Below are 20,295 nucleotides of genomic sequence, written 5' to 3' on the forward strand. Positions count from 1 at the left end.
TTGTTATTTTTATAAGAAGGGAGGAAGAATGCTCAATGACCATTGTAAATCTACTACTGATTGCCCTATTAATCGCACTTACTGGTTTTTTTGTAGCGATAGAATTTGCGATTGTAAAAGTACGTCCATCTAGAATCGATCAATTGATTGCGGAGGGGAGAAAGGGTGCGGTTTCTGCTAAAAGGGTGGTAAACCACTTAGATGAATACCTATCAGCCTGTCAACTGGGGATTACGGTTACGGCACTCGGACTCGGCTGGTTGGGAGAACCGACTGTGGAAAAATTAATCCATCCCTTGTTATCAGCATTAAATATCAATGAATACATCGCTCATCTTCTATCATTTATCATTGCCTTTGCCTCAGTTACGTTTCTGCATGTCGTAGTGGGGGAGTTAGCCCCGAAAACCGTTGCTATTCATAAAGCTGAGGAGGTGGCCCTTCTGCTCGCTGCTCCGATAATTGGTTTTACCAAAGTGATGCGTCCATTTATTTGGGCACTAAACGGTTCTGCGCGGCTGTTGGTCGGAATTTTTGGCTTAAAGCCTGAATCAGAAAAAGAATTAGCGCACTCCGAAGAAGAGCTTCGTTTGCTTTTGTCGGAAAGCTATAAGAGGGGTGAAATCAATCAAAATGAACTAACCTATGTAAACAATATTTTTGAATTTGATGAGAGGGTCGCAAAAGAAATAATGGTACCACGGACGGAGATGAGCACGCTATCGATTAACGACAGTATTGATGAGGTGATGAAAAGAGTAAGGATGGAGAATTATTCACGTTATCCGATTATTGACGGTGATAAAGACAACATCATTGGCCTCCTAAACGTTAAAGTGTTCCTAACTTCAAACGTAATCGATAGAAATGATCATGAAGAAGGAAGTCTAAGATCGTTGATGAAACCTGTGATGAAAGTAATCGAAACCATACCCATTCATGATTTATTGGTGAGAATGCAAAAGGGGCGCAGTCAAATGGCCATCCTTGTCGATGAATATGGCGGTACATCAGGATTAGTGACCGTTGAAGATATCATTGAGGAAATTGTTGGGGAAGTAAGAGATGAATTCGATGCTGATGAAGTCGCAAAGATTCAAAAGGTAAAGGAAAACCATTATTTGTTGGATGGTAAAGTATTGATTGAGGATGTGAATACGTTACTCCGTACCAACATATCCGATGAAAGAATGGATACGATCGGCGGATGGTTTCTTACCAAAATAGCGGAAACTGAAGTGTCGGCGGGTGAAGAAGTGGAAGAAGATGGCTGTCTGTTCAAGGTCCATGCAGCTGATGGGTATCATATTAAATATTTAGAAGTTAAAAAGATTAGTTGAACAAACATGGCGCTGGTGTGTTGAGTTGATTTGGCAGATAAACAAAGGGAATTGGCAGGTAAGGTGGGGGTATGGGCAGGTAAGAGGATGAAATCCGCAGGTAGAGGAGACCTTTTGGCAGGTAAGAATTTTTTATACAAAAAAGGTAATTAATAATGCACTATTCAATTAAGAATCAAAGCTTAACTCAGTGCGAAGCTTCCAAATTAAGGAAAAATAATGATTTTATCCTGGCTTTTTCAGGGACAAGTACTGGCGTGGAATTAATTAGGCAGATAAACAAAGGGTAAAGGCAGGTAAGGAGGGGGTATGGGCAGGTAAGAGGATAAAATCCGCAGGAAGAGGGGACCTTTTGGCAGGTAAGAATTTTTGTATGAAAAATGAAATGAAAAATGCACAATAGCCAGGCTTTCAGCCTGGCTATTTCAATATCTAATCAGATTTCTCCCGGTTGATCTTGGAGTTCTTTTTGTTTTTCTTCCATAAGGTGGATGTCGTGGCTAAATGTCTGGTGAATCACAGCTTTGCGGCCAAATAGCAGCAGGTGATCTCCTTCGTGGAGAGTGGTATCATAGATGTTTTTTCGAATCATCACATCGCCGCGCTCGATAAATAGGACAACAAATTCCAGCGAACCATGCTGCGGAAATACTTGGTTCAGGGTTGAATCGGTAAGCTGTGATTCTCCGTAAAGATGAAGGTTGACCAATGTATCTTCTTTATTTTTCAAAAATATATCTCGGATAGGCAGGTCAGCAAGTTCAACGTTATGTTTTAGTTCCTGATTAAACAACTTAGACAGCAGCTGCTGAATGCCTTTCACCTTTAAGGTGCAATAAACAATAATGATAGCACCAGCGCCAAGTAAAATCTCGGTTAACCTGAGGCCTTTTGAAAGGAATTGGCTAATGGAAGAGATAATGACGGCAAGGGAGAAGGCACCAAATAAGATTAAAAAAGCGGCCAGTTTCCTCCGAATCGGGTGACCGAGAATGAGTTCGGATTCTCCGGTGGTAAAGCCGGTTCCTGTCATCATCGAGATTACCTGAAACCGGGAAACTTCGACTTTCAGTCCTGTCAGGCGAAATAAAATAACAAACGTCTCAATGACGACCAGGATGATGACGAAATAAACGAGCAAAAAAAGTAGATTCATAGTTCACCTCTCACGTAAAAAAGTTGGGGCACTGTGACCCCAACTCCTGCTCTATTATTGGATTTTCTCATTGTAAAATTGAACGGAATATTGTGCACCCTCGCTTACCATTTCGTTATCGGCAAAGTCCTTCGGGTGAGGATTGCCGCCCTTTTCAATCGGAAGTTGCTCTGACTTTGCATATACATTCGGTTTCACCTTACGTTTCAAGTCTCTTAACATGCTTTCAGCCTTAATGCGGTTCGGTTTATTTGATAGCCATACTGCAGATGCCCCAATCCCTACCGCTACCAGTGAGCTCATACTTACGACTTTATTCATCATAAAAACCTCCTTAAGATTTGGACTTGTTCTGTAAATACCCGTTTCAATACGCAATTAAACATCTTTTTGTGTTTGATTTACTCTTTTTAGGGAATTCAATGGATAGGAAGGAGGGGTAGTTTGGAGAGAAATATCAATTTTGACAACTGGAAATGGGTTCAATTAAACAAGCACGAGCTGAATGCAGTATGGGAACAGGAGACCATGCTATCAAGCTGGTTAATGAGTATTCGGAAAAATAATAACAATTGCGTAAAAGTTCATGGGTTGAAAGATGGGGAAAGGATTGTGAAAGGGTCTTTGATTTATAGACAAAATGTCGATGAGGAAGAAGACCATGTAATTTTTCATTTCTATCTAACTTCTACTACATTATTTACGGTTGATTTGGAATTTACTTCTTTTAAACAACTGGAACCAGAAGTGATACTGCGGCAGCTCAATAAAACAGAGAATGCCGTGGATGGGTTTTTATTTTTGCTAGGAGAACTGGTCAATGACTTGCTGGTTGAGATTGATCAGTTTGAGGAGTCACTCCATAAGTTGATATGGGGAGTGAAAAAGAGGAATGATAGGAGGACTCTGGAACATGTCTTTGCCCGACGGCATGAACTGTTGGTTTGTAAGAATCTATTGATTCCAATCCAGGAACTGAGAATGGCGATAGAGGAAAGTGATTTTCCTACAGTCAATAGCGGAGAAATTTTTACCCGGACGTGCAAACGGATTGACCGGGCAATGGTGTTGCTGAGGGAGTATGGGCAGGAGTTAGACTCGATGATTCATTTAGAAGAGGTCATCTCCTCCCATCGGGGCAATGAAATTATGAAAACCTTAACGGTTCTGACAATCATTTTTACCCCCATTATGGCTTTAGGGGCACTATGGGGAATGAATTTTAAATATATGCCAGAGCTCGAGTGGAGGTATGGCTACCTTGTTTCTATTGTTGTAATCATTTTGTCGACAGCCCTGCTCTATGGATACATAAAAACGAAGGGCTGGACGGGTGACCTTTTAAAAGGGAAGAAAAAAGGATCGTTTTTTAAATAAAAGGTTTGAGGAAAGTCGAATGGTGGTATAACACTATCAAGGTTAGAAAATAGCTAACCTAATAGAGTAGAAGGAAGGTGGTTGAAGTATGTGGTTGCATGTTCGGTAAAACCGATGGAATGAAAAACAGCAATCTGAAAAAATAAGAGGAGGAAACGATGATGAATAAAAATTATGTTGATGACAAGGCGATGGAATCATTAAGACGCAAGGATGAAAAAGAAATGAAGGACGTTTATGAAAAAGAACGGACCGGATACAACGATGGTGAAGATCCTTCGATGAAGCAAGAATTCCCTGGTGACGAGATTGTGGATGATTTACGAGAGCTTTCACGTCAGAACGGGCAAAAAGATGGCGATTCCGCCTATTTAAGTGGTGAAAATGTCCAACAAGAGAATGATAGGGAGCGATATGGTGATTCGATTTCCAAGAACGCCGATAAAGAATTTCGTCAAAAAGATTCGAGATCGGAATCGCAGAATAAAAGTAACGATTAAAATTGTAACAGATTCTTAATCCACCATATACTACCTTTACTATATATCAGAGGCTTGCACAAATGGGTGCAAGCCTCTTTCTTACATCCACTAGGGATTTGTGACTATTCGTTACTCTTCCTAATTTTGGTATAATGCTAGAAATATATTTTTTTAAAAAATAGGTTTAGCTTTTACGATAAAGGGTATGTAAACTATAAATCTTTCAAAAGGTGATGATGGTATGAAAATAAACATCGAAAAACATCAGAATGATAAGGAAATATCAGTGAGCGTTACTGGAGAAATCGATGCGTATACTGCACCAAAGCTTCGAGAAGAGCTGCTGCCTCTTGCGGAGGGTAAAAATAAGGTGATTACCGTGAATCTAAAGGATGTCTCCTACATGGACAGCACTGGGCTTGGCGTGTTCGTCGGTTTGTTCAAGCAATTGAGCAAAAATGAGGGAGAACTAAAGCTAGTTGCGTTATCAGACCGACTAAAGCGGCTTTTTGAACTAACAGGATTGAGTAAAATTATGAATATTTCAGAGGATGGGGGACGATGAAACACGTGATGGATTATGTTGAAATGAAGATTCCAGCAAAACCAGAATATGTCGGTGTCATTCGATTAACAATTTCAGGAATAGCAAGCACCATGGGTTATACATATGAGGAAATCGAGGATATTAAGATTGCTGTAAGTGAAGCCTGCACAAATGCTGTACAGCATGCTTATCCAGACGGCGAAGCCGGAGAAGTGATTGTCGGCTTTGGCATTTATGAAAACAAGTTAGAAACAATGGTAGCTGACAGTGGTAAAAGCTTTAATTTTTTACAGAAAAAAAGTGAACTTGGCCCTTATACCGAATCAAGTACAGTCGATCAACTGTCAGAGGGAGGGTTAGGTCTCTATCTGATTGAAACGCTCATGGATGAAGTCCGTGTGTTGAATACTTCCGGAGTAACGGTCTTCATGGTGAAGTATCTAGGCGGGGAGCGTGAAAATCATGACAAAACCATCTCAGACCGTGAAACGATCTAAAGAAGAAATAAATCGATTAATCCTAGAGTTCCAGGAAAACGAGAGTGAGGCCGCGCAAACCATCTTAGTCGAACAATACACCAATCTGGTCGGGAGTATTGCGAGAAAATATTCAAAAGGCGGAAATTTACATGAAGATATCATGCAAGTTGGCATGATTGGATTATTATCGACAATTAGACGGTTTGATCCAAGTACCGGGACCCCATTTGAGGGCTATTTATATCCGATGGTGATCGGTGAAATAAAACGTTTTTTAAGAGATAAGACGTGGGATGTTCATGTACCAAGACGGGTAAAAGAAATGTGGCCGAAGTTGAATAAAGTCGTGGAAGAGCTGACAACCCGATTACAACGCTCACCAAAGATTCATGAGATCTCCGAATCCTTAGGGATTTCTGAAGAGGAAGTACTTGAGACGATGGAATTGGGAAAAGGCTATCAAACGGCATCTGTCGATAAATCAATTGAAACCGGTTCCGATGGCAGTGCGGTTACAGCGTTAGACGTAATCGGTTCGGAGGATAAAGGGTATGAACAAGTGGACCAGCGGCTGCTGTTGGAGAGTGCCGTTCATGTATTGAATGAAAGGGAGAAACAAATTCTTCAGTGGACGTTTATTGAAAATAAAAGCCAACGTGAAGTGGGAGAAATCCTAGGAATATCGCAAATGCATGTATCGCGTGTGCAAAAAAAGGCGATTGAGAAATTGCGGAAGGTACTTGCCCGTAAGAGTTATCATGAATGTAAAACGTAATACGGACGCCTGACTCTAAAATGGTATTTATTGGGGTCGGGCTTATCCTTTGCTAAGGTGGGGAAGCCAATGCCAATGAAGATTGTCATCGTAGATGATAATAAAACAAATCTCATGATTGTCGAGAAAATCCTGAGGAAAGCAGGCTATAATAATTTGCTTATGCTTTCATCTGCAGGGGAGTTATATCAGTATTTGCAGCTTGATGCACCTAATCCCTGCGAAGTACCGGTAGACTTAATTTTAATGGATCTGATGATGCCGGAAATTGATGGAATTGTGGCCTGCCGGCACGTTTTGGCCAATGAACGGTTCTCCGACCTGCCGATTATTTTTGTGACGGCAATGGGAGACTCCAATAAAATGGCAGAGGCGATGGATGCGGGAGCCCTCGATTATGTGATGAAGCCGATCAATAAAGTCGAACTCCTCGCGAGGATTCGTTCTGTGCTGCGGTTAAAGCAAGAAAAAGACTTGCGGAAGGAACGGGACAGGCGCATTCAATATGAACTTGATTTAGCCAGGCAGGTGCAAAGAAGCATGCTCAGCGCCCCCCTTTTGGAAAAGGATATCAGCATTTCCTCTGTATACAGGCCGACTTTTGAGCTTGCCGGCGACTTCTATGCCTGGTATCAGATTAGCCCGAATCAATATGGGGTCATTTTGCTTGATATGATGGGTCACGGGATTTCATCCTCACTTGTTGGGATGTATATCTATTCCGCTTTAAAGGATACGATCACTGGAATCGCTGATCCGGAAAAGGTCGTAAAAGAACTGAACAGAAGGATGATTCAGCTCCATACACCTGATAGTTTAATGAACTATTATTTTACGGCGATTTACTTTGTCCTTGATACGAAAAAACAAAGTGTTGAATACGTGAATGCCGGTCATCCAGCTGGGATTGCGATTGTGGATCAGGAAGTGAAGCTTTTAACAGAAGGGTCATGCGCTCTCGGTTTTTTTGAGGAGATTGACGTCACCAAAGGGGTCATTCCTTATCGCGAATCTGCCCGTATCCTGCTGTTTACGGATGGATTATCAGAATGGCTGGAGGATAAATATGAGGATGCAAGTGATAAGTTGATTGGCGCTTTGCAGGCGGAGGATCTGCAAGATCCTGCGGCGCTGCTTCATCAGTTGCAGCCAGGATGGGAGTTTGTCAATCCCCCAAAAGATGATATGTGTCTCGTAATGATTTCTACAAATTCCTCATTATAGAAGGGTGTCAGCGTTTTGGCTGACACCCCCATTGTTTATTACTTACTCAAATAAGCCTCAAACATCCAGCGATGTTTTTCTAACGAGGTACGAATGTGAACGAGCAAGTCGGCAGTCGGCTGATCTTCATTTTCCTCGGCCAGTGTAATGCCTTCTGTCAGTTCGGTACAAATCATCTCAAAATCATCAGCCAGTGATTGAACCATTTGCTGTGCATCTTCATCACCTGTAGCTTCTTTTAGTGTGGTAAGTTCCAGGATCTCCGTAAGAGTCGCCACTGGTAATGCCCTTTGCGAAAGCATTCTTTCCGCAATCGTATCAAGATGTAAGGCAGCTTCTTTATAAAGTTCCTCAAATTTAACGTGCAGGGTGAAAAAGTTCTCTCCTTTTACATACCAATGGAAATGATGCAGTTTCATATGGAGAATAGAAAAGTTTGCCACCTGCCTGTTGAGAGTATCCGATAACGTTTCGTTTTTTGATTTTGTTTTAGTAGTTGTTGCCATTGTTTTACCTCCTCCAATATTGTGGTGTAGTTAGTAAATACCCGGTTTATTAGATTTGAAACTTTTATTTTTAATAGGGGGAGTGTATTTGGGGTTATGAGAGTAAATTTGGGTTATGCGAGAGTAAATTTGGGTTATGCGAGAGTAAATTTGGGTTATGCGAGAGTAAACTTGGGTTATGCGAGAGTAAATTTGGATTATGCGAGAGTAAATTTGGGTTATCCGAGAGTAATTTGGGTTATGCGAGAGTAAATTTGGGTTATGCGAGAGTAATTTGGGTTATGCGAGAGTAAATTTGGTTATGCGAGAGTAAATTCGGTTATCCGAGAGTATTTACGGCTGGCAGGTTGGGACCAAATTCCCATTGGGTGAGATTGCTAGAAACGATATGATAGAGTCATCTATTTTTTACAAAGGGGGAAAGCAGAGAATGAAGGGGTTACATTTCAACATCCATACAAAAATTATTGCGGGTTATTTTTTCATTTTGGTTTGCTTAGTTGTCTCCCTGTTGATTGTCATGAATCGGATGTCAGTCATGCAGAAAGAAGTTGATTTCGTATCGCAGCATGATATCGAGGTTCACAATTTAGCAAATCAGATTCAAAAAAACGTATTAGATATCGAAACGGGTATGAGAGGGTACGTGATAACAGGCAACGAAGAGTACCTTGAGCCCTACAATACAGCGAGCCGGAGCTGGCTCGACAACTTTAATACGCTTCATTCCCTGTTGGCGGATAACGGGACGCAGCAGCGGAATTTAGAAGAAATGAAACCATTGATTATGAACTATATCATTAGTACCGCAGAATACGTGGTCAATCAAAAAAAGATCAATAATCAGACATATATAGACGAGCATTTTAGAAAAAATACAGGCAAAAAGAAGACGGATGAACTGCGTGAGCATTTTGATACTTTCCTTGAAAATCAAAAGAACCTGACAAATAAGCGTGTGGAGCAGCTGAATCAGGACACTGCCAATCTGAAAGTGACGTTGTATGGCATTATCCTGCTGGTTTCTTTGATTACGATTGCAACCGCTGTATTCCTGTCCAATTCGATTGTCAAAACGATAAAGCAGGTAGTCCGGACGATTAGAAGTGTTACGGATTCGAGAGAGACAGAGGTTGACCTTTCCACAAGAATCGAGGTCAGCACACATGATGAAACCCGTGAACTTGCAGAAGCAATGAACGAGCTTCTCAGCAATCTTGAGAAACAGAATTGGGTTCAGAAGAGTGTGGCGGAAATCTCGACGATGTACCAGGGAGTGACGGATCTGACGGAATTGACGCATGCCTTTATTGCCAAGCTTGCTCCTATGCTTGATGCGGTCTACGGTGTCGTCTATCTGCGCAAGTCGCAAGGCAGTGAAGTTCGATACGTGAAAGAGGCCGGTTATGCCATCGTTGGGGAAGATGGTGCTGCGGCGAGTTTCCGATTAGGAGAAGGATTAATCGGCCAGGCTGCAATGGATAAAAGAATCTTCCTGATTGACCAGCTGCCAGAGCAACATTTTAAAGTCTCATCGGGATTAGGTGATTCTTCGCCAAGAAATCTTTTGGTTGCGCCCATTTTAGTGGATGGCAGGGTAGAAGCGGTGGTTGAGTTCGCGGCGTTTCAGCCGTTTATGTCTCAGCATTTAACACTATTGGATCTGCTTCAGGATAAGTTTGGATCTGCGATTACCAATGTGGCCGGGCGGATGGAAGTAGAAAGGCTGCTCGGGGAATCACAGGTGTTAACCGAAGAACTTCAGGCGCAATCAGAGGAACTTCAAGCCCAATCCGAAGAATTGCAAATGCAGCAGGAACAGCTGCGGATTACCAATGACTATTTGGAAGAACAGAAGCAATATGCTGAACAAAGGGCGTTTGAGCTAAAGAAAGCAAAGGATGAACTGGAGGACTATTCACGGAAACTGCAGATGAGTTCGCAGTTTAAATCTGATTTTCTAGCGAATATGTCACACGAGCTGCGCACGCCATTAAACAGTATTCTGATTCTTTCCCAAATGCTGATGGAAAATGACGGGGAAATGGACAGTTCAGAAGTGAAGGAATCCTCCCAGGTCGTCTATACGGCCGGTAGTGATTTGCTGCGGCTGATTGATGATATCCTTGATTTATCAAAAATTGAAGCAGGTAAGATAGAAATTTTAACCGATGAAGTCAACGTGACAGAAATTCCACAAATGATGAAGAGCATGTTCGGTCCTGTTGCTGCAAAGAAGAATCTAAACTTTGAAGTGTTGACAGCTGATAATGTGCCTTCGGTGATAACGACAGACGGACAGCGATTGCAGCAAATTTGGAAGAATTTATTATCCAATGCCTTTAAATTTACGGAGCAGGGTTCTGTTCAGGTAAGAATTGAATGTGCGGAATCAGAAAAGGTGGAGGAACTTTTGCCTGGTTTGGATGAAGATGAATTGGTGCTGGCCATCTCTGTGACCGATACAGGAATCGGAATCGCTCAAGAGAAGCAGCAAATTATCTTCGAGGCGTTTCAACAGGTTGATGGTACAACCAATCGCCAATATGGCGGAACCGGTTTGGGGTTATCAATCTGCCGTGAATTTACCCGTTTGCTTGGCGGTGCGATTACCGTTCAAAGTGAACCGGAAAAAGGAAGCACGTTTACCCTATATATCCCTGGAAGACTGGAGGCGGTCGACTATCATCATCAACTGGATCATCTGGCGCTTGAAGAGGTGGCAGTAAGTGTGAGCGGGTTGACAGAGGACCAGCAACCGATAAGTGACGTAACAGAAACGGTCGAAGTAATAGAGGCAGAAGCTTCTGATGGCCAGTTGTTTAAAGGGAAGAAAGTGCTGTTAGTAGAAGATGATCGCCGGAATGTATTTGCACTTGTAACCGCCTTGGAGAAAAAGGGTGTGAAGGTTCAAGTCGCGGAGAACGGTAAGCGGGCGATTGAATTTTTACAGGAACAAGCGGATTTTGACCTCGTTTTCATGGATATCATGATGCCGGTGATGGGGGGCTATGAAGCGATGAAGGTGATCCGGCAGGACTTGGAGATGGAAAGACTGCCAATCATTGCGCTGACGGCCAAGGCGATGAAAGGCGAACGTGACAAGTGTATGGAGGCAGGTGCTTCCGATTATATAATGAAACCATTAAATATCAATCAGTTATTCTCGTTAATGCGGGTATGGCTGACCGAGCAGGTGAATGAAGATTGAATGAAACCACCAAAGAGATCGTAACAGACATCAATCTGCCAGAGCCAAATGAGCTGCAGGAAATAGAAATTAAATTGCTGCTTGAGGGCGTGTATCAAATGTATGGATATGACTTCCGAGGCTATGTAAGGGGCTCGATTGGCAGGAGAATTTTAAACCGGATGAAGGCGGAGAGGCTGCCGACGATTACGGCTTTATTGGAAAAAGTCCTCCACGAACCAGGGGTTTTGGAGCGTCTATTGAATGATTTTTCCATCCGAATGACGGAAATGTACCGTGATCCCAGTTTTTTTGCAGCTTTCCGAAACGAAGTGGTGCCATTGCTGCGGGAGCTTCCTGAAATCAGAATTTGGCATGCCGGTTGTGCCACAGGTGAGGAGGTTTACTCTATGACCATCCTGCTGCAGGAGGAGGGGATCATGGAGAAAACGAAAATCTACGCAACTGATATGAATGAAATAGCCCTGACTTCTGCACAAAAAGGAGCCTTTCCGCTTAAAAAAATGCAGCAATATACGAAGAATTACTTGAAAGCGGGTGGGAAAAAAGCATTCTCCGAGTACTATACCACGGATCATCAGTTTGCCTATTTTTCACCTAACTTGAACGAGAACCTTACTTTTGCTCAACACAATTTGGTGAGTGACAGCTCGTTTAATGAATTTCATGTGATTTTATGCCGCAATGTGATGATTTATTTTGATAACACTCTGCAGCAGCAAGTGCATAGCCTGTTCTATGACAGTCTGGCGGATGGCGGATTTATTGGACTGGGAAGTAAGGAATCGATTCTAGGCTTGCCAAAGGGCATGAAATACACGGAATTTAATTCACATGAAAAAATCTATCGGAAAAAGTGATGTCTGGCCAGTGCCAGGCATTTTTTTTTTGTTTGAGAGGGTTGTGGAAAGGGTATTTCTTTTTAAAAAGACTGTGAGGGAAACAGGATGAAAATAAGATTCGAGATTTTCTTTGTCATGATGATGATCTTCTTCTGCTGGATGGTTCTTTTTACAAGATTCCCTTTTTGGTGGAAAGCATTAGCGTTCAGTTTGTATGCAGGTATCATTTTATACAGCGTAGCAGAATTATGGCTTCAGAATCGTTCTGTACCGAGAACTCTTTTATGGACCTGCCTGTTACTTTTAGTACCGGTGGGGGGCTATATTTTCTATGTGTATTCCGGTCAATTGCTTTTTAAAGGGGAGCTTTTTAAAAGTAAACGCGCTAGTGACCGCGAGCTGTTTGAAGTACTCGGTAAAAACAAGCGGCCGGTTGAGATGCCGTCGATGCTCAGTGAACATCAAAGAGGATTTATCAGGTACCTTGAACGGGTGACCTTAACCGATCAAAACCAAAATACCAGGACCCAAATCTTAAAAAACGGTGAGGCAACCTTTGAGGAAGTGAAACAGCGGTTGAAGGAAGCAAAGGACTTTATTCATTTAGAGTATTATATCTTTCGTTATGACCGGCTGGGTCAGGAGCTGATGGACATCTTGAGCGCTAAAGTAAAGGAAGGGGTAGAGGTCAGGCTGATTTACGATGCGTTCGGAAGTTTCGCCCTTTCTGATCACGATAGAAGGAAAATGGCGGAATCAGGGATCCAGTTGCACCCTTTTCTGCCGCTGAAGTTTGGATGGATTACGCAAAAGTTTAATTTCCGCAATCATCGAAAAATAATTGTCATCGATGGAAAAATTGGATTTGTCGGCGGGCTGAATGTGGGCGTGGAATACCTTGGTGAGGATAACAAGATTGGTTTTTGGTGCGACACGCATGTTTTGCTGGAAGGAGAAGCGGTCCAGACACTGCATGCTGTTTTTTTATTAGATTGGAAGTATGTATGCGGTGAAATGCTGTTTGAAGATCCCCGCTATCTCATGCCGTTACCGGTTGAGGGGGATGGCCTCGTTCACGTGGTCGCTAGTGGACCCGAAACTCGGGATATGGGTGATCATTTTTATGCGCTGATTACGAGTGCAACAAAATCAATCTGGATTGCGACACCGTACTTTATTCCCAATCAGGCAATTATGACAGCATTAAGGGTGGCAGCGAAAAAAGGCATTCAAGTGCGGCTAATGGTGCCTGAAAGCAATGATGGTTTTCTCACCCAATATGCCACTCAATCCTATTTTTCTGAACTTCTTCGTGCAGGAATTGAACTCTATACCTACCAAAAAGGCTTTTTACATAAAAAAGTGATCATTGTTGACGGTGAGATGGCTTCGATTGGAACGGCAAATTTGGATCTCCGCAGTTTTCATCTGAATTTCGAGGTTCATTTGTTTTTAACAGGCACCGACAGCATTGATGACCTGGTCGGGCATTTTGAAGAGGATCTACGAGAATGCCGGAGGGTAAGGCCAGTTGGATTTTACAAAAGAGGTTTGGGGGTTAAATGGAAGGAATCTTTTGCCCGGCTGTTTTCGGGTATACTATAAGGGAAGGGCATCTGTTTTTGTTGCAGATGCCTTTTTTTTTATTTTTATGATAAAGGCAGCATGTGATTTTCTATGATATTACTAGTCTGGAGTGACCGTGGAGGTAAATGAAAAGGTGTCTCGGTCGATGCAGGTGGTCTGGAGTGACCAAGTAGAAAAATAAAAAGGTGTTTCGGTCAATGCAAGGGGCTGGAGTGACTGAGAAGAAAAATAAAAGGTGTTTCGGTAAATGCAGATGGTCTGTATTGATAAAAACAGGAAAACAGATAAGGTAGTCGAGGGTATCTTAATGCAGCTTGTGAAAAGAAACATAAAAAAGAAGATTGCAGGTAGTTGCAATCTTCTTTTCCTCTATATATTATGCGTTACGTTTGATCATTCTTAGGACTAGGCTTAGGATGAGTACAAAGACAATAGCACCGAGTAGTGCTGGTAAAATGTAAAATCCACCAATCACTGGTCCCCAACCGCCTAAAAGAGAGCCAATCCAAGCCCCGATAAACCCGGCAATGATATTTCCGATTACTCCACCTGGAACATCACGTCCCATAATAAGTCCAGCTAACCAACCGATAATTCCTCCAATAATTAATGACCAAATAAATCCCATGAAAATCTCTCCTTTCTGTTTTTCATTGAGTTATGGTTTGTAAATACCCTGTATCGGACCGCTTAAACCTAAAAATGTGTAAACTTATTTCGATTGTGTTCTAGATGTCCTTTTAAGGTGTTCTCAGGATTGTTCATGAGCGTTCCCAGATAACGCTGGCAAACTTTTAATTCGAAAGATAATTGAATAAATCCTTCCCGATCACGATTATCCAGACACCGGTCAATTTGTTGTTTTAACAAACTGATCTTTGCAATTAGCTCTGCTTTTTTCCTCATCTTATCCCTCCATTTATTCTTTTTTTAATATAACTAATGGGTATTTACCCAGAATCTGTTTTTTTAAAACCTAATAGAATTTTAGAAAAATAGGTTTCACTTAATGGAAGAGCGGATATATAACTGGTACAAGCCGACGCAACAGGTTGTCGGCTGAAAAATAACTCTTCTAGGAGGAATGAAAATGGAAAGTGTAAAAATCGTAGAAAATGGAGTCGAAGCTAAAAAGGAAATCGCTCAATTTAGGATGCAGGGATTCACGAAGGATGAAATTTATTTATTAGCACATGACCAAAACCGGGCTGAACATCTTACGGATGCATTGGAGATAAGCGACATTGGTGTTGGGGAGCAAGGGGTACTTGAATCTATCGCCAACGTATTTCGGTCCAGGGGGGATGAACTGCGATCGAAGTTGGAGTCACTGGGGTTATCAGCAGCGGCAGCGGCGCGCTGTGAAGAGGAAATGGATCATGGAAAAGTCATTGTAGTCGCAGCTAAATCGGCTTAATTCATAGTAACTAAAAAAAATAATGAGGTGAAATAATCATGAAAAAGTCTAATCAAAGTATCGAGAAATTAAAAGGGATTCGTAAGCGAGCAAGGCACCATAATCGCGAGGGCCAGTCCCTCATGCATTATTTTAAAAAACCAATTATTCATAAGGAGATACATGGGGACAGAGTTTATGTCCCGCTGAGAATCAGCAGGATTTGGAATGGTATCTAAATTGCACATTTACTTATTAACTGCCTAAACACTGATTGTTGCATACGTTGCACATAACCAGTGTTTAGGCAGTTAATGCGTTAAAAATTTGCCACAATAAAAACGAAACTTTTCAGGTTTTCATCCGTCAGTATGGTAGCACATATTTTATGCCACTTTGTATGCACATAATTTATGCATATAATTTATGCATAAAAGCCGTTTTTTGTATAAATGGTGACAGGCACCGAAGTATGGTAGAATGGTCGTTAGTGCTCTAAAGGAGGGGTATGGTGGATAGTTTTGGACAAATTGCCTTATTTAGTATCTTCTCACACCTGGTGTTTATTGCATTGGCGTGGTGGGCGCTGCAGTCGATTCGCTTAGATAAGCTGCTGAAACCGAACCATGTTTTCCAAGCTCGATTACTTTATATTTTATTGGCCATTGCCATTGGATCATCAGTTAGTAATTTTTTCCTAGACTACCTTCAATGGTCAAGACAACTACCATTGATTTTACAATACATACAACTGGTAAAAATTTAGGTCTTCGTACATGTATCTTTTTCAGGAAAAATTGAGTACAATTCTCTTTGTGTGAAAAAAAGTGCAAACTGAAATGAAAAAGCGCAGCTTAGAAAATAGATAATTAATGGGTTCGGCAATCCATTGACTTCAATGGGATAAATTCATGCAGAAACTTGAACCTATTTAAACCCAAAATTGAGTTATTTTTTTCAAAAAGATCTTCTAGATACTTTTGCATTAAGAAGCTTGTCAAAAAGTGACGACATTTCCCAAGTATGCTCTGCCCCACCTTGGTAACAATGGTAGTAAGGGGGAGAGTAGAGATGAAGAGAAAAAAGGTACTTTTTAGCATAAGCGTGATGATGTTTGTTGGTTTGATGGTGGTCCTTGGCAGCAGAATGATGGCTGCAGGCGGCGATAATGATTTAGTGAAAATCGCTAATGCTTTTCAAACAGAAGATATTTTGCTCGAAGAATGGACGTTTTATGCAAGGGAGCATTTGGTTGACCTGAAAACAGAGACAGAAGTGCAGGATTATGTGAAGGAGCTTAAGGCTCGGTTTCCTGATTGGGATTGGTCTACAAGTGAGACCAGTGAAAAATGGGAAGTAACAGCAGTATCTCCGACTTCGAAACACCACAAAGAAACGCTTCAAATTATGGCAACCCACACAAAACAACCTGCAAGTGCGTATATAGTATATAGGGTCAGCGGTGATGAGTGGAACAAGGAGATGGAGTCCTTTTTCACTAAAGATCAATTTAGAGATAGGCTTTCCGACATATTTCGAGGGAATCCAACAGTTTTTTCTGGTATGAAGGGTAGTATCAGTGATAAGATTGATACGGCTGTACCAACTGTAGCACGTGATTTATTGGATGTTTTTGATGCAAAAGAAATCGAAGCGTTAAAAGAGGATAACTTCATGTCTGTTTCGGCGAACTCGCCAATGTTTTCAGACTCCATAGCGCAGGACATGAATTTACAAATTGGCATACGCTCCGAAGGATTGGGCGGTAAGACTACCATAGTAGTTGGCACACCAATCATTACGATTGAATATTAATATAGAGAAAATGGACGCGGAGGGGAATACTCTTGGAAAAGATCATCGTCCGCGGCGGACAAAGGCTTTATGGATCGGTTAAAGTAGAAGGTGCAAAGAACGCGGTCCTGCCTGTACTCGCTGCCACATTATTAGCAAGTGACGGAAAAAGTGTAATTCGTGATGTACCTACACTCTCCGATGTATACACAATTAATGAAGTATTACGCAACTTGAATGCTGAAGTTGCCTTTAACAATAATACAGTTGTCGTTGATGCATCTAGAGTGTTGAAAGAAGAAGCGCCTTTCGAATACGTTCGTAAGATGCGTGCATCTGTCCTCGTGATGGGTTCACTATTAGCGCGCAATGGTCGTGCACGTGTGGCTCTGCCAGGCGGATGTGCGATTGGTTCTAGACCGATTGATCAGCACCTTAAAGGGTTCGAAGCAATGGGTGCAAAGGTGAAAGTAGGAAATGGCTTTATTGAAGCGGAGGTTGAAGGCCGCTTAAAGGGAGCGAAAATCTACTTGGATTTCCCAAGTGTTGGTGCCACTGAAAATATCATGATGGCTGCCACTTTGGCAAAAGGAACAACAATTATTGAGAACGTAGCAAAGGAACCGGAAATCGTGGACCTTGCAAACTTCTTGAACAAAATGGGCGCAAATGTCCGAGGCGCAGGCACGGGCACTCTTCGTATTGAAGGTGTTGATGTATTGTTTGGCGCTGACCACAATATCATCCCTGACCGGATCGAAGCTGGAACCTTTATGGTTGCTAGTGCGATCACAGGCGGAAATGTCCTTGTACAGGGCGCTGTTCCTGAACATCTTTCTTCTTTAATTGCAAAAATGGAAGAAATGGGCGTTACGATTATCGAAGAAGCTGACGGCGTACGTGTTATCGGTCCAGAAAAACTCAAGGCTGTTGACATTAAAACGATGCCGCATCCTGGCTTCCCAACCGATATGCAATCTCAGATGATGGCTCTCTTGCTTCGTGCAGAAGGAACATCGATGATTACAGAAACGGTTTTCGAAAACCGCTTCATGCATGTGGAGGAATTCCGCCGGATGAATGCCGATATTAAGATTGAAGGACGTTCTGTTATTTTAAATGGACCTTCTAACTTACAAGGTGCTGAAGTGTCTGCGACAGACCTTCGTGCTGCGGCAGCTCTAATTTTAACAGGATTGGTTTCTGAAGGTAACACACGCGTAACGGAGTTAAAGCATTTAGACCGTGGTTATGTAGACTTTCATGGTAAACTTGCTGCTTTAGGCGCAGATATCGAACGCGTGAAAGAAGCAGATGAAGTTTTCCCAGCAGTGGAAAGTTACATCACTGATTTGAACGCATAATTTTATAAAAATAAGGAGCCGAAGAAGATACATTCTTCGGTTTTTTATTATATGTTGTTTTTAGAAAATTCAGTCATCTTTTTTTAGTCATAAATGCTTGTCCGCCTCCATATGATGGAATGAGAAGTAGCCCAAGAACGGGGTGCATAAATTTCATAATTGGAGGCTCCTACATGAAAAAATTCAAACCACTCATCCTACTAGCATCATTCTTATTTGCCCTCACCTTAATCATTCCAGCCATTTTAGTGTTACCGTTTGGAGATGGAAAGGTTAGCGGTAAATTAGGTGAAGACCTGGCCAACAAAGCCCCAAATTCCGAAACCGCAGAAAATTCTTCAGATGACGCCGCAGTTGAAGTAGCGGTTTACCGCTCCTCTATAGGACAAATCGATAATGTTCCACTAGAAGATTACCTCGTCGGGGTTGTAGCAGCTGAAATGCCTGTGGAATTCAAGGAAGAAGCCTTGAAGGCACAAGCACTGACAGCAAGGACGTATATCGTAAAAAAAATGCTTAGCAAAGATACGATCGGTGTTCCCGAAGGTGCGCAGGTGACAGACACGCAAATCCATCAGGTGTATTTGAGCGAAGAGCAAATGAGAGATAATTGGGGAATGGAATTTGAATCGAACTATGCGAAAATTCTTTCAGCGGTTCGGTCCACGAGTGGACAGATTTTGACGTATGGCGGTCAGGCCATCGATGCCTCCTTCTTCTCTACCAGCAACGGCTATACGGAAAACTCAGAGGACTACTGGCCCAATGAAATGCCTTACCTGCGCAGTGTATCAAGTCCATGGGATAAAAACTCCCCGAAATTCAATTCTGTTAAGGAAGTGACCGTCAAGCAATTTGAATCGGCACTGGGCGTGAAGGTTGGAGCAAGCGGGACGATTGGAAAAATTGTTGAGCGAACCGCTGGCAAGCGTGTCGCCAAAGTGGACTTTAATGGCAAGGTCCTAACCGGGAAAGAGATTCGTGAAAAATTAGATCTGCGGTCGTCGGACTTTGATTGGGAGCGCAAGGGGAACAGCATCGTGATTACCACCCGCGGCTTCGGACACGGCGTCGGCATGAGCCAATACGGCGCAAACGGCATGGCTGCTGATGGGAAGGACTACCAAGAGATCGTGAAGCACTATTATCAGGGTGTGGAAGTTACTAATGCGGAGAGTATGCTTGCGACGATAACTGCGCAGAAATAGATTGGTTTTTTTGGAGCTAGGCCATTTGGGGTCTGGCTTTTTTTTGTGGGGCGGATTGGATTGGCTTGGCACGTAAAAATGGAATTTGGCACGTAAAATCCAAAAACGGCACGTAAATTAAAAATTTGGCACATAAATCTCTGAATTGGCACGTAAGTAGGGTTTTTCTAAAAAAGATCATTTATTTTTGAAAATGGATCGAGGCTCTGCATTAGGAATTAGCCTTGAACTGGGTTTAAAAGCAAAGACAATGACCTGAGCCTGGCATTCGCCAGACTTTTTAGTGGTGTGGCACGTAAAACTTGAATTTGGCACGTAAAATCCAAAAACGGCACGTAAATTAAAAATTTGGCACATAAATCTCTGAATTGGCACGTAAGTAAGGTTTTTCTAAAAAGAGGTCATTTTTTTGAAAATGGATCGAGGAACTGCATTAGGAATTAGCCTTGAACTGGGTTTAAAAGCAAAGACAATGACCTGGGCCTGGCATTCGCCAGACTTTTTAGTGGTGTGGCACGTAAAACTTGAATTTGGCACGTAAAATCCAAAAACGGCACGTAAATTCAGAATTTGGCACATAAAACTCTGAATTGGCACGTAAGTAAGGTTTTTCTAAAAAGAGGTCATTTTTTTTGAAAATGGATCGAGGAACTGCATTAGGAATTAGCCTTGAACTGGGTTTAAAAGCAAAGACAATGGCCTGAGCCTGGCATACGCCAGACTTTTAAGTGGTTTGGGACGTAAAACTTGAATTTGGCACGTAAATTCAGAATTTGGCACATAAAACTCTGAATTTGCACAAAAGTTAGGTTTTTCTAAAAAAGGTCATTTAGTTTAGAATATTGATCGAGGAGTTGCATTGGAAATAGCCTCGAACTTGGTTTAAAAGCAAAGACAATGACCTGGGCCTGGCATACGCCAGACTTTGTAAAATTCAAAATCGGCCGTAAATAATATATTTGGCACATATCATATAAATGCTCATAAATCTGACACATGTTTGTGCA

At 42.0% G+C, this 20,295-nt stretch carries 22 protein-coding genes; 17 read left to right on the top strand and 5 right to left on the bottom strand.

The window, feature by feature from the left end:
• Positions 1 to 35: 35 nt before the first annotated feature.
• Positions 36 to 1,340, top strand: coding sequence for a hemolysin family protein (locus QUG14_RS19325; protein ID WP_289342068.1), 1,305 nt, complete (start codon positions 36 to 38; stop codon positions 1,338 to 1,340).
• 436 nt (positions 1,341 to 1,776) lie between these two features.
• Here the strand turns inward: QUG14_RS19325 and QUG14_RS19330 are convergent, their stop codons facing one another.
• Both QUG14_RS19330 and QUG14_RS19335 read right to left on the bottom strand, forming a co-directional pair.
• Positions 1,777 to 2,496 (bottom strand): hypothetical protein, encoded by a 720-nt coding sequence (locus tag QUG14_RS19330; RefSeq protein WP_289342069.1) that lies wholly within the window; start codon positions 2,494 to 2,496, stop codon positions 1,777 to 1,779.
• 54 nt (positions 2,497 to 2,550) lie between these two features.
• Positions 2,551 to 2,817 (bottom strand): hypothetical protein, encoded by a 267-nt coding sequence (locus QUG14_RS19335; protein WP_289342070.1) that lies wholly within the window; start codon positions 2,815 to 2,817, stop codon positions 2,551 to 2,553.
• A 123-nt stretch (positions 2,818 to 2,940) separates the two neighbouring features.
• Between QUG14_RS19335 and QUG14_RS19340 the strand changes: the two genes are divergently transcribed.
• The 6 genes from QUG14_RS19340 (at position 2,941) to QUG14_RS19365 (ending at position 7,380) form a co-directional block, all read left to right on the top strand.
• A complete protein-coding gene (locus QUG14_RS19340) occupies positions 2,941 to 3,873 on the top strand; it encodes a magnesium transporter CorA family protein (RefSeq protein ID WP_289342071.1) in 933 nt (310 codons plus the stop codon).
• A 161-nt stretch (positions 3,874 to 4,034) separates the two neighbouring features.
• Positions 4,035 to 4,373 carry a hypothetical protein gene (locus tag QUG14_RS19345; RefSeq protein ID WP_289342072.1) on the top strand — a complete coding sequence of 113 codons (339 nt, stop codon included), beginning with the start codon at positions 4,035 to 4,037 and terminating at the stop codon, positions 4,371 to 4,373.
• 223 nt (positions 4,374 to 4,596) lie between these two features.
• Positions 4,597 to 4,920 carry an anti-sigma factor antagonist gene (locus QUG14_RS19350; protein WP_289342073.1) on the top strand — a complete coding sequence of 108 codons (324 nt, stop codon included), beginning with the start codon at positions 4,597 to 4,599 and terminating at the stop codon, positions 4,918 to 4,920.
• Positions 4,917 to 5,399, top strand: a complete 483-nt coding sequence (gene rsbW, locus QUG14_RS19355) for an anti-sigma B factor RsbW (RefSeq protein ID WP_289342074.1) — start codon at positions 4,917 to 4,919, stop codon at positions 5,397 to 5,399. The genes QUG14_RS19350 and rsbW overlap by 4 nt, the downstream gene beginning before the upstream one ends.
• The gene (gene sigB, locus QUG14_RS19360) at positions 5,365 to 6,156 is read left to right on the top strand and encodes an RNA polymerase sigma factor SigB (protein ID WP_289342075.1); all 792 of its coding nucleotides are present in this window, start codon (positions 5,365 to 5,367) and stop codon (positions 6,154 to 6,156) included. Before rsbW ends, sigB begins: the two co-directional genes overlap by 35 nt.
• 75 nt (positions 6,157 to 6,231) lie before the next feature.
• Positions 6,232 to 7,380 carry a PP2C family protein-serine/threonine phosphatase gene (locus QUG14_RS19365; protein WP_483310811.1) on the top strand — a complete coding sequence of 383 codons (1,149 nt, stop codon included), beginning with the start codon at positions 6,232 to 6,234 and terminating at the stop codon, positions 7,378 to 7,380.
• A 38-nt stretch (positions 7,381 to 7,418) separates the two neighbouring features.
• On the opposite strand, the gene QUG14_RS19370 is transcribed toward QUG14_RS19365, so the two are convergent.
• A complete protein-coding gene (locus tag QUG14_RS19370) occupies positions 7,419 to 7,886 on the bottom strand; it encodes a Dps family protein (RefSeq protein ID WP_289342077.1) in 468 nt (155 codons plus the stop codon).
• Between the two features lie 430 nt (positions 7,887 to 8,316).
• Here QUG14_RS19370 and QUG14_RS19375 point away from each other — a divergent pair, with 430 nt between their 5' ends.
• The 3 genes from QUG14_RS19375 to cls all read left to right on the top strand — a co-directional run bounded on the left by QUG14_RS19375 (position 8,317) and on the right by cls (position 13,544).
• Positions 8,317 to 11,097 carry a CHASE3 domain-containing protein gene (locus tag QUG14_RS19375; RefSeq protein WP_289342078.1) on the top strand — a complete coding sequence of 927 codons (2,781 nt, stop codon included), beginning with the start codon at positions 8,317 to 8,319 and terminating at the stop codon, positions 11,095 to 11,097.
• Positions 11,094 to 11,957: a CheR family methyltransferase gene (locus QUG14_RS19380; protein WP_483310744.1), complete on the top strand. Its 864-nt coding sequence runs from the start codon at positions 11,094 to 11,096 to the stop codon at positions 11,955 to 11,957. Before QUG14_RS19375 ends, QUG14_RS19380 begins: the two co-directional genes overlap by 4 nt.
• Positions 11,958 to 12,044: 87 nt before the next feature.
• A complete protein-coding gene (gene cls, locus QUG14_RS19385) occupies positions 12,045 to 13,544 on the top strand; it encodes a cardiolipin synthase (protein WP_289342079.1) in 1,500 nt (499 codons plus the stop codon).
• Positions 13,545 to 13,902: 358 nt separating this feature from the next.
• On the opposite strand, the gene QUG14_RS19390 is transcribed toward cls, so the two are convergent.
• Positions 13,903 to 14,154, bottom strand: a complete 252-nt coding sequence (locus QUG14_RS19390; protein ID WP_289342080.1) for a GlsB/YeaQ/YmgE family stress response membrane protein — start codon at positions 14,152 to 14,154, stop codon at positions 13,903 to 13,905.
• Positions 14,155 to 14,222: 68 nt separating this feature from the next.
• A complete protein-coding gene (locus QUG14_RS19395) occupies positions 14,223 to 14,432 on the bottom strand; it encodes an IDEAL domain-containing protein (protein ID WP_289342081.1) in 210 nt (69 codons plus the stop codon).
• Between the two features lie 184 nt (positions 14,433 to 14,616).
• Between QUG14_RS19395 and QUG14_RS19400 the strand changes: the two genes are divergently transcribed.
• From QUG14_RS19400 to QUG14_RS19430, 7 genes are all read left to right on the top strand, one after another.
• Positions 14,617 to 14,943: a YflT domain-containing protein gene (locus QUG14_RS19400; RefSeq protein WP_289342082.1), complete on the top strand. Its 327-nt coding sequence runs from the start codon at positions 14,617 to 14,619 to the stop codon at positions 14,941 to 14,943.
• A gap of 38 nt (positions 14,944 to 14,981) precedes the next feature.
• Positions 14,982 to 15,161 (top strand): hypothetical protein, encoded by a 180-nt coding sequence (locus QUG14_RS19405; RefSeq protein WP_289342083.1) that lies wholly within the window; start codon positions 14,982 to 14,984, stop codon positions 15,159 to 15,161.
• A 269-nt stretch (positions 15,162 to 15,430) separates the two neighbouring features.
• Positions 15,431 to 15,688: a DUF1146 family protein gene (locus tag QUG14_RS19410; RefSeq protein WP_289342084.1), complete on the top strand. Its 258-nt coding sequence runs from the start codon at positions 15,431 to 15,433 to the stop codon at positions 15,686 to 15,688.
• A gap of 305 nt (positions 15,689 to 15,993) precedes the next feature.
• Positions 15,994 to 16,737 carry a YwmB family TATA-box binding protein gene (locus tag QUG14_RS19415; RefSeq protein ID WP_289342085.1) on the top strand — a complete coding sequence of 248 codons (744 nt, stop codon included), beginning with the start codon at positions 15,994 to 15,996 and terminating at the stop codon, positions 16,735 to 16,737.
• A 32-nt stretch (positions 16,738 to 16,769) separates the two neighbouring features.
• Positions 16,770 to 18,080 (top strand): UDP-N-acetylglucosamine 1-carboxyvinyltransferase, encoded by a 1,311-nt coding sequence (murA, locus tag QUG14_RS19420; protein WP_289342086.1) that lies wholly within the window; start codon positions 16,770 to 16,772, stop codon positions 18,078 to 18,080.
• 173 nt (positions 18,081 to 18,253) lie between these two features.
• Positions 18,254 to 19,288 (top strand): stage II sporulation protein D, encoded by a 1,035-nt coding sequence (gene spoIID, locus QUG14_RS19425; protein ID WP_289342087.1) that lies wholly within the window; start codon positions 18,254 to 18,256, stop codon positions 19,286 to 19,288.
• Positions 19,289 to 19,697: 409 nt separating this feature from the next.
• The gene (locus QUG14_RS19430; RefSeq protein WP_289342088.1) at positions 19,698 to 19,829 is read left to right on the top strand and encodes a hypothetical protein; all 132 of its coding nucleotides are present in this window, start codon (positions 19,698 to 19,700) and stop codon (positions 19,827 to 19,829) included.
• The last annotated feature ends 466 nt before the right edge of the window (positions 19,830 to 20,295 follow it).

It is taken from the genome of Neobacillus sp. CF12 (assembly GCF_030348765.1).
GTDB lineage: Bacteria > Bacillota > Bacilli > Bacillales > Cytobacillaceae > Neobacillus.

What these genes read in the sequence shown, in the direction of transcription:
- QUG14_RS19390 (WP_289342080.1), bottom strand. Translation starts at nt 14,154, where the DNA reads ATGGGATTTATTTGGTCATTAATTATTGGAGGAATTATCGGTTGGTTA.
- QUG14_RS19405 (WP_289342083.1), top strand. Translation starts at nt 14,982, where the DNA reads ATGAAAAAGTCTAATCAAAGTATCGAGAAATTAAAAGGGATTCGTAAG.
- QUG14_RS19325 (WP_289342068.1), top strand. Translation starts at nt 36, where the DNA reads ATGACCATTGTAAATCTACTACTGATTGCCCTATTAATCGCACTTACT.
- sigB (WP_289342075.1), top strand. Translation starts at nt 5,365, where the DNA reads ATGACAAAACCATCTCAGACCGTGAAACGATCTAAAGAAGAAATAAAT.
- QUG14_RS19395 (WP_289342081.1), bottom strand. Translation starts at nt 14,432, where the DNA reads ATGAGGAAAAAAGCAGAGCTAATTGCAAAGATCAGTTTGTTAAAACAA.
- spoIID (WP_289342087.1), top strand. Translation starts at nt 18,254, where the DNA reads ATGAAAAAATTCAAACCACTCATCCTACTAGCATCATTCTTATTTGCC.
- QUG14_RS19330 (WP_289342069.1), bottom strand. Translation starts at nt 2,496, where the DNA reads ATGAATCTACTTTTTTTGCTCGTTTATTTCGTCATCATCCTGGTCGTC.
- QUG14_RS19370 (WP_289342077.1), bottom strand. Translation starts at nt 7,886, where the DNA reads ATGGCAACAACTACTAAAACAAAATCAAAAAACGAAACGTTATCGGAT.
- QUG14_RS19350 (WP_289342073.1), top strand. Translation starts at nt 4,597, where the DNA reads ATGAAAATAAACATCGAAAAACATCAGAATGATAAGGAAATATCAGTG.
- QUG14_RS19345 (WP_289342072.1), top strand. Translation starts at nt 4,035, where the DNA reads ATGAATAAAAATTATGTTGATGACAAGGCGATGGAATCATTAAGACGC.
- QUG14_RS19415 (WP_289342085.1), top strand. Translation starts at nt 15,994, where the DNA reads ATGAAGAGAAAAAAGGTACTTTTTAGCATAAGCGTGATGATGTTTGTT.
- cls (WP_289342079.1), top strand. Translation starts at nt 12,045, where the DNA reads ATGAAAATAAGATTCGAGATTTTCTTTGTCATGATGATGATCTTCTTC.
- rsbW (WP_289342074.1), top strand. Translation starts at nt 4,917, where the DNA reads ATGAAACACGTGATGGATTATGTTGAAATGAAGATTCCAGCAAAACCA.
- QUG14_RS19335 (WP_289342070.1), bottom strand. Translation starts at nt 2,817, where the DNA reads ATGAATAAAGTCGTAAGTATGAGCTCACTGGTAGCGGTAGGGATTGGG.
- QUG14_RS19375 (WP_289342078.1), top strand. Translation starts at nt 8,317, where the DNA reads ATGAAGGGGTTACATTTCAACATCCATACAAAAATTATTGCGGGTTAT.
- QUG14_RS19410 (WP_289342084.1), top strand. Translation starts at nt 15,431, where the DNA reads ATGGTGGATAGTTTTGGACAAATTGCCTTATTTAGTATCTTCTCACAC.
- QUG14_RS19365 (WP_483310811.1), top strand. Translation starts at nt 6,232, where the DNA reads ATGAAGATTGTCATCGTAGATGATAATAAAACAAATCTCATGATTGTC.
- QUG14_RS19400 (WP_289342082.1), top strand. Translation starts at nt 14,617, where the DNA reads ATGGAAAGTGTAAAAATCGTAGAAAATGGAGTCGAAGCTAAAAAGGAA.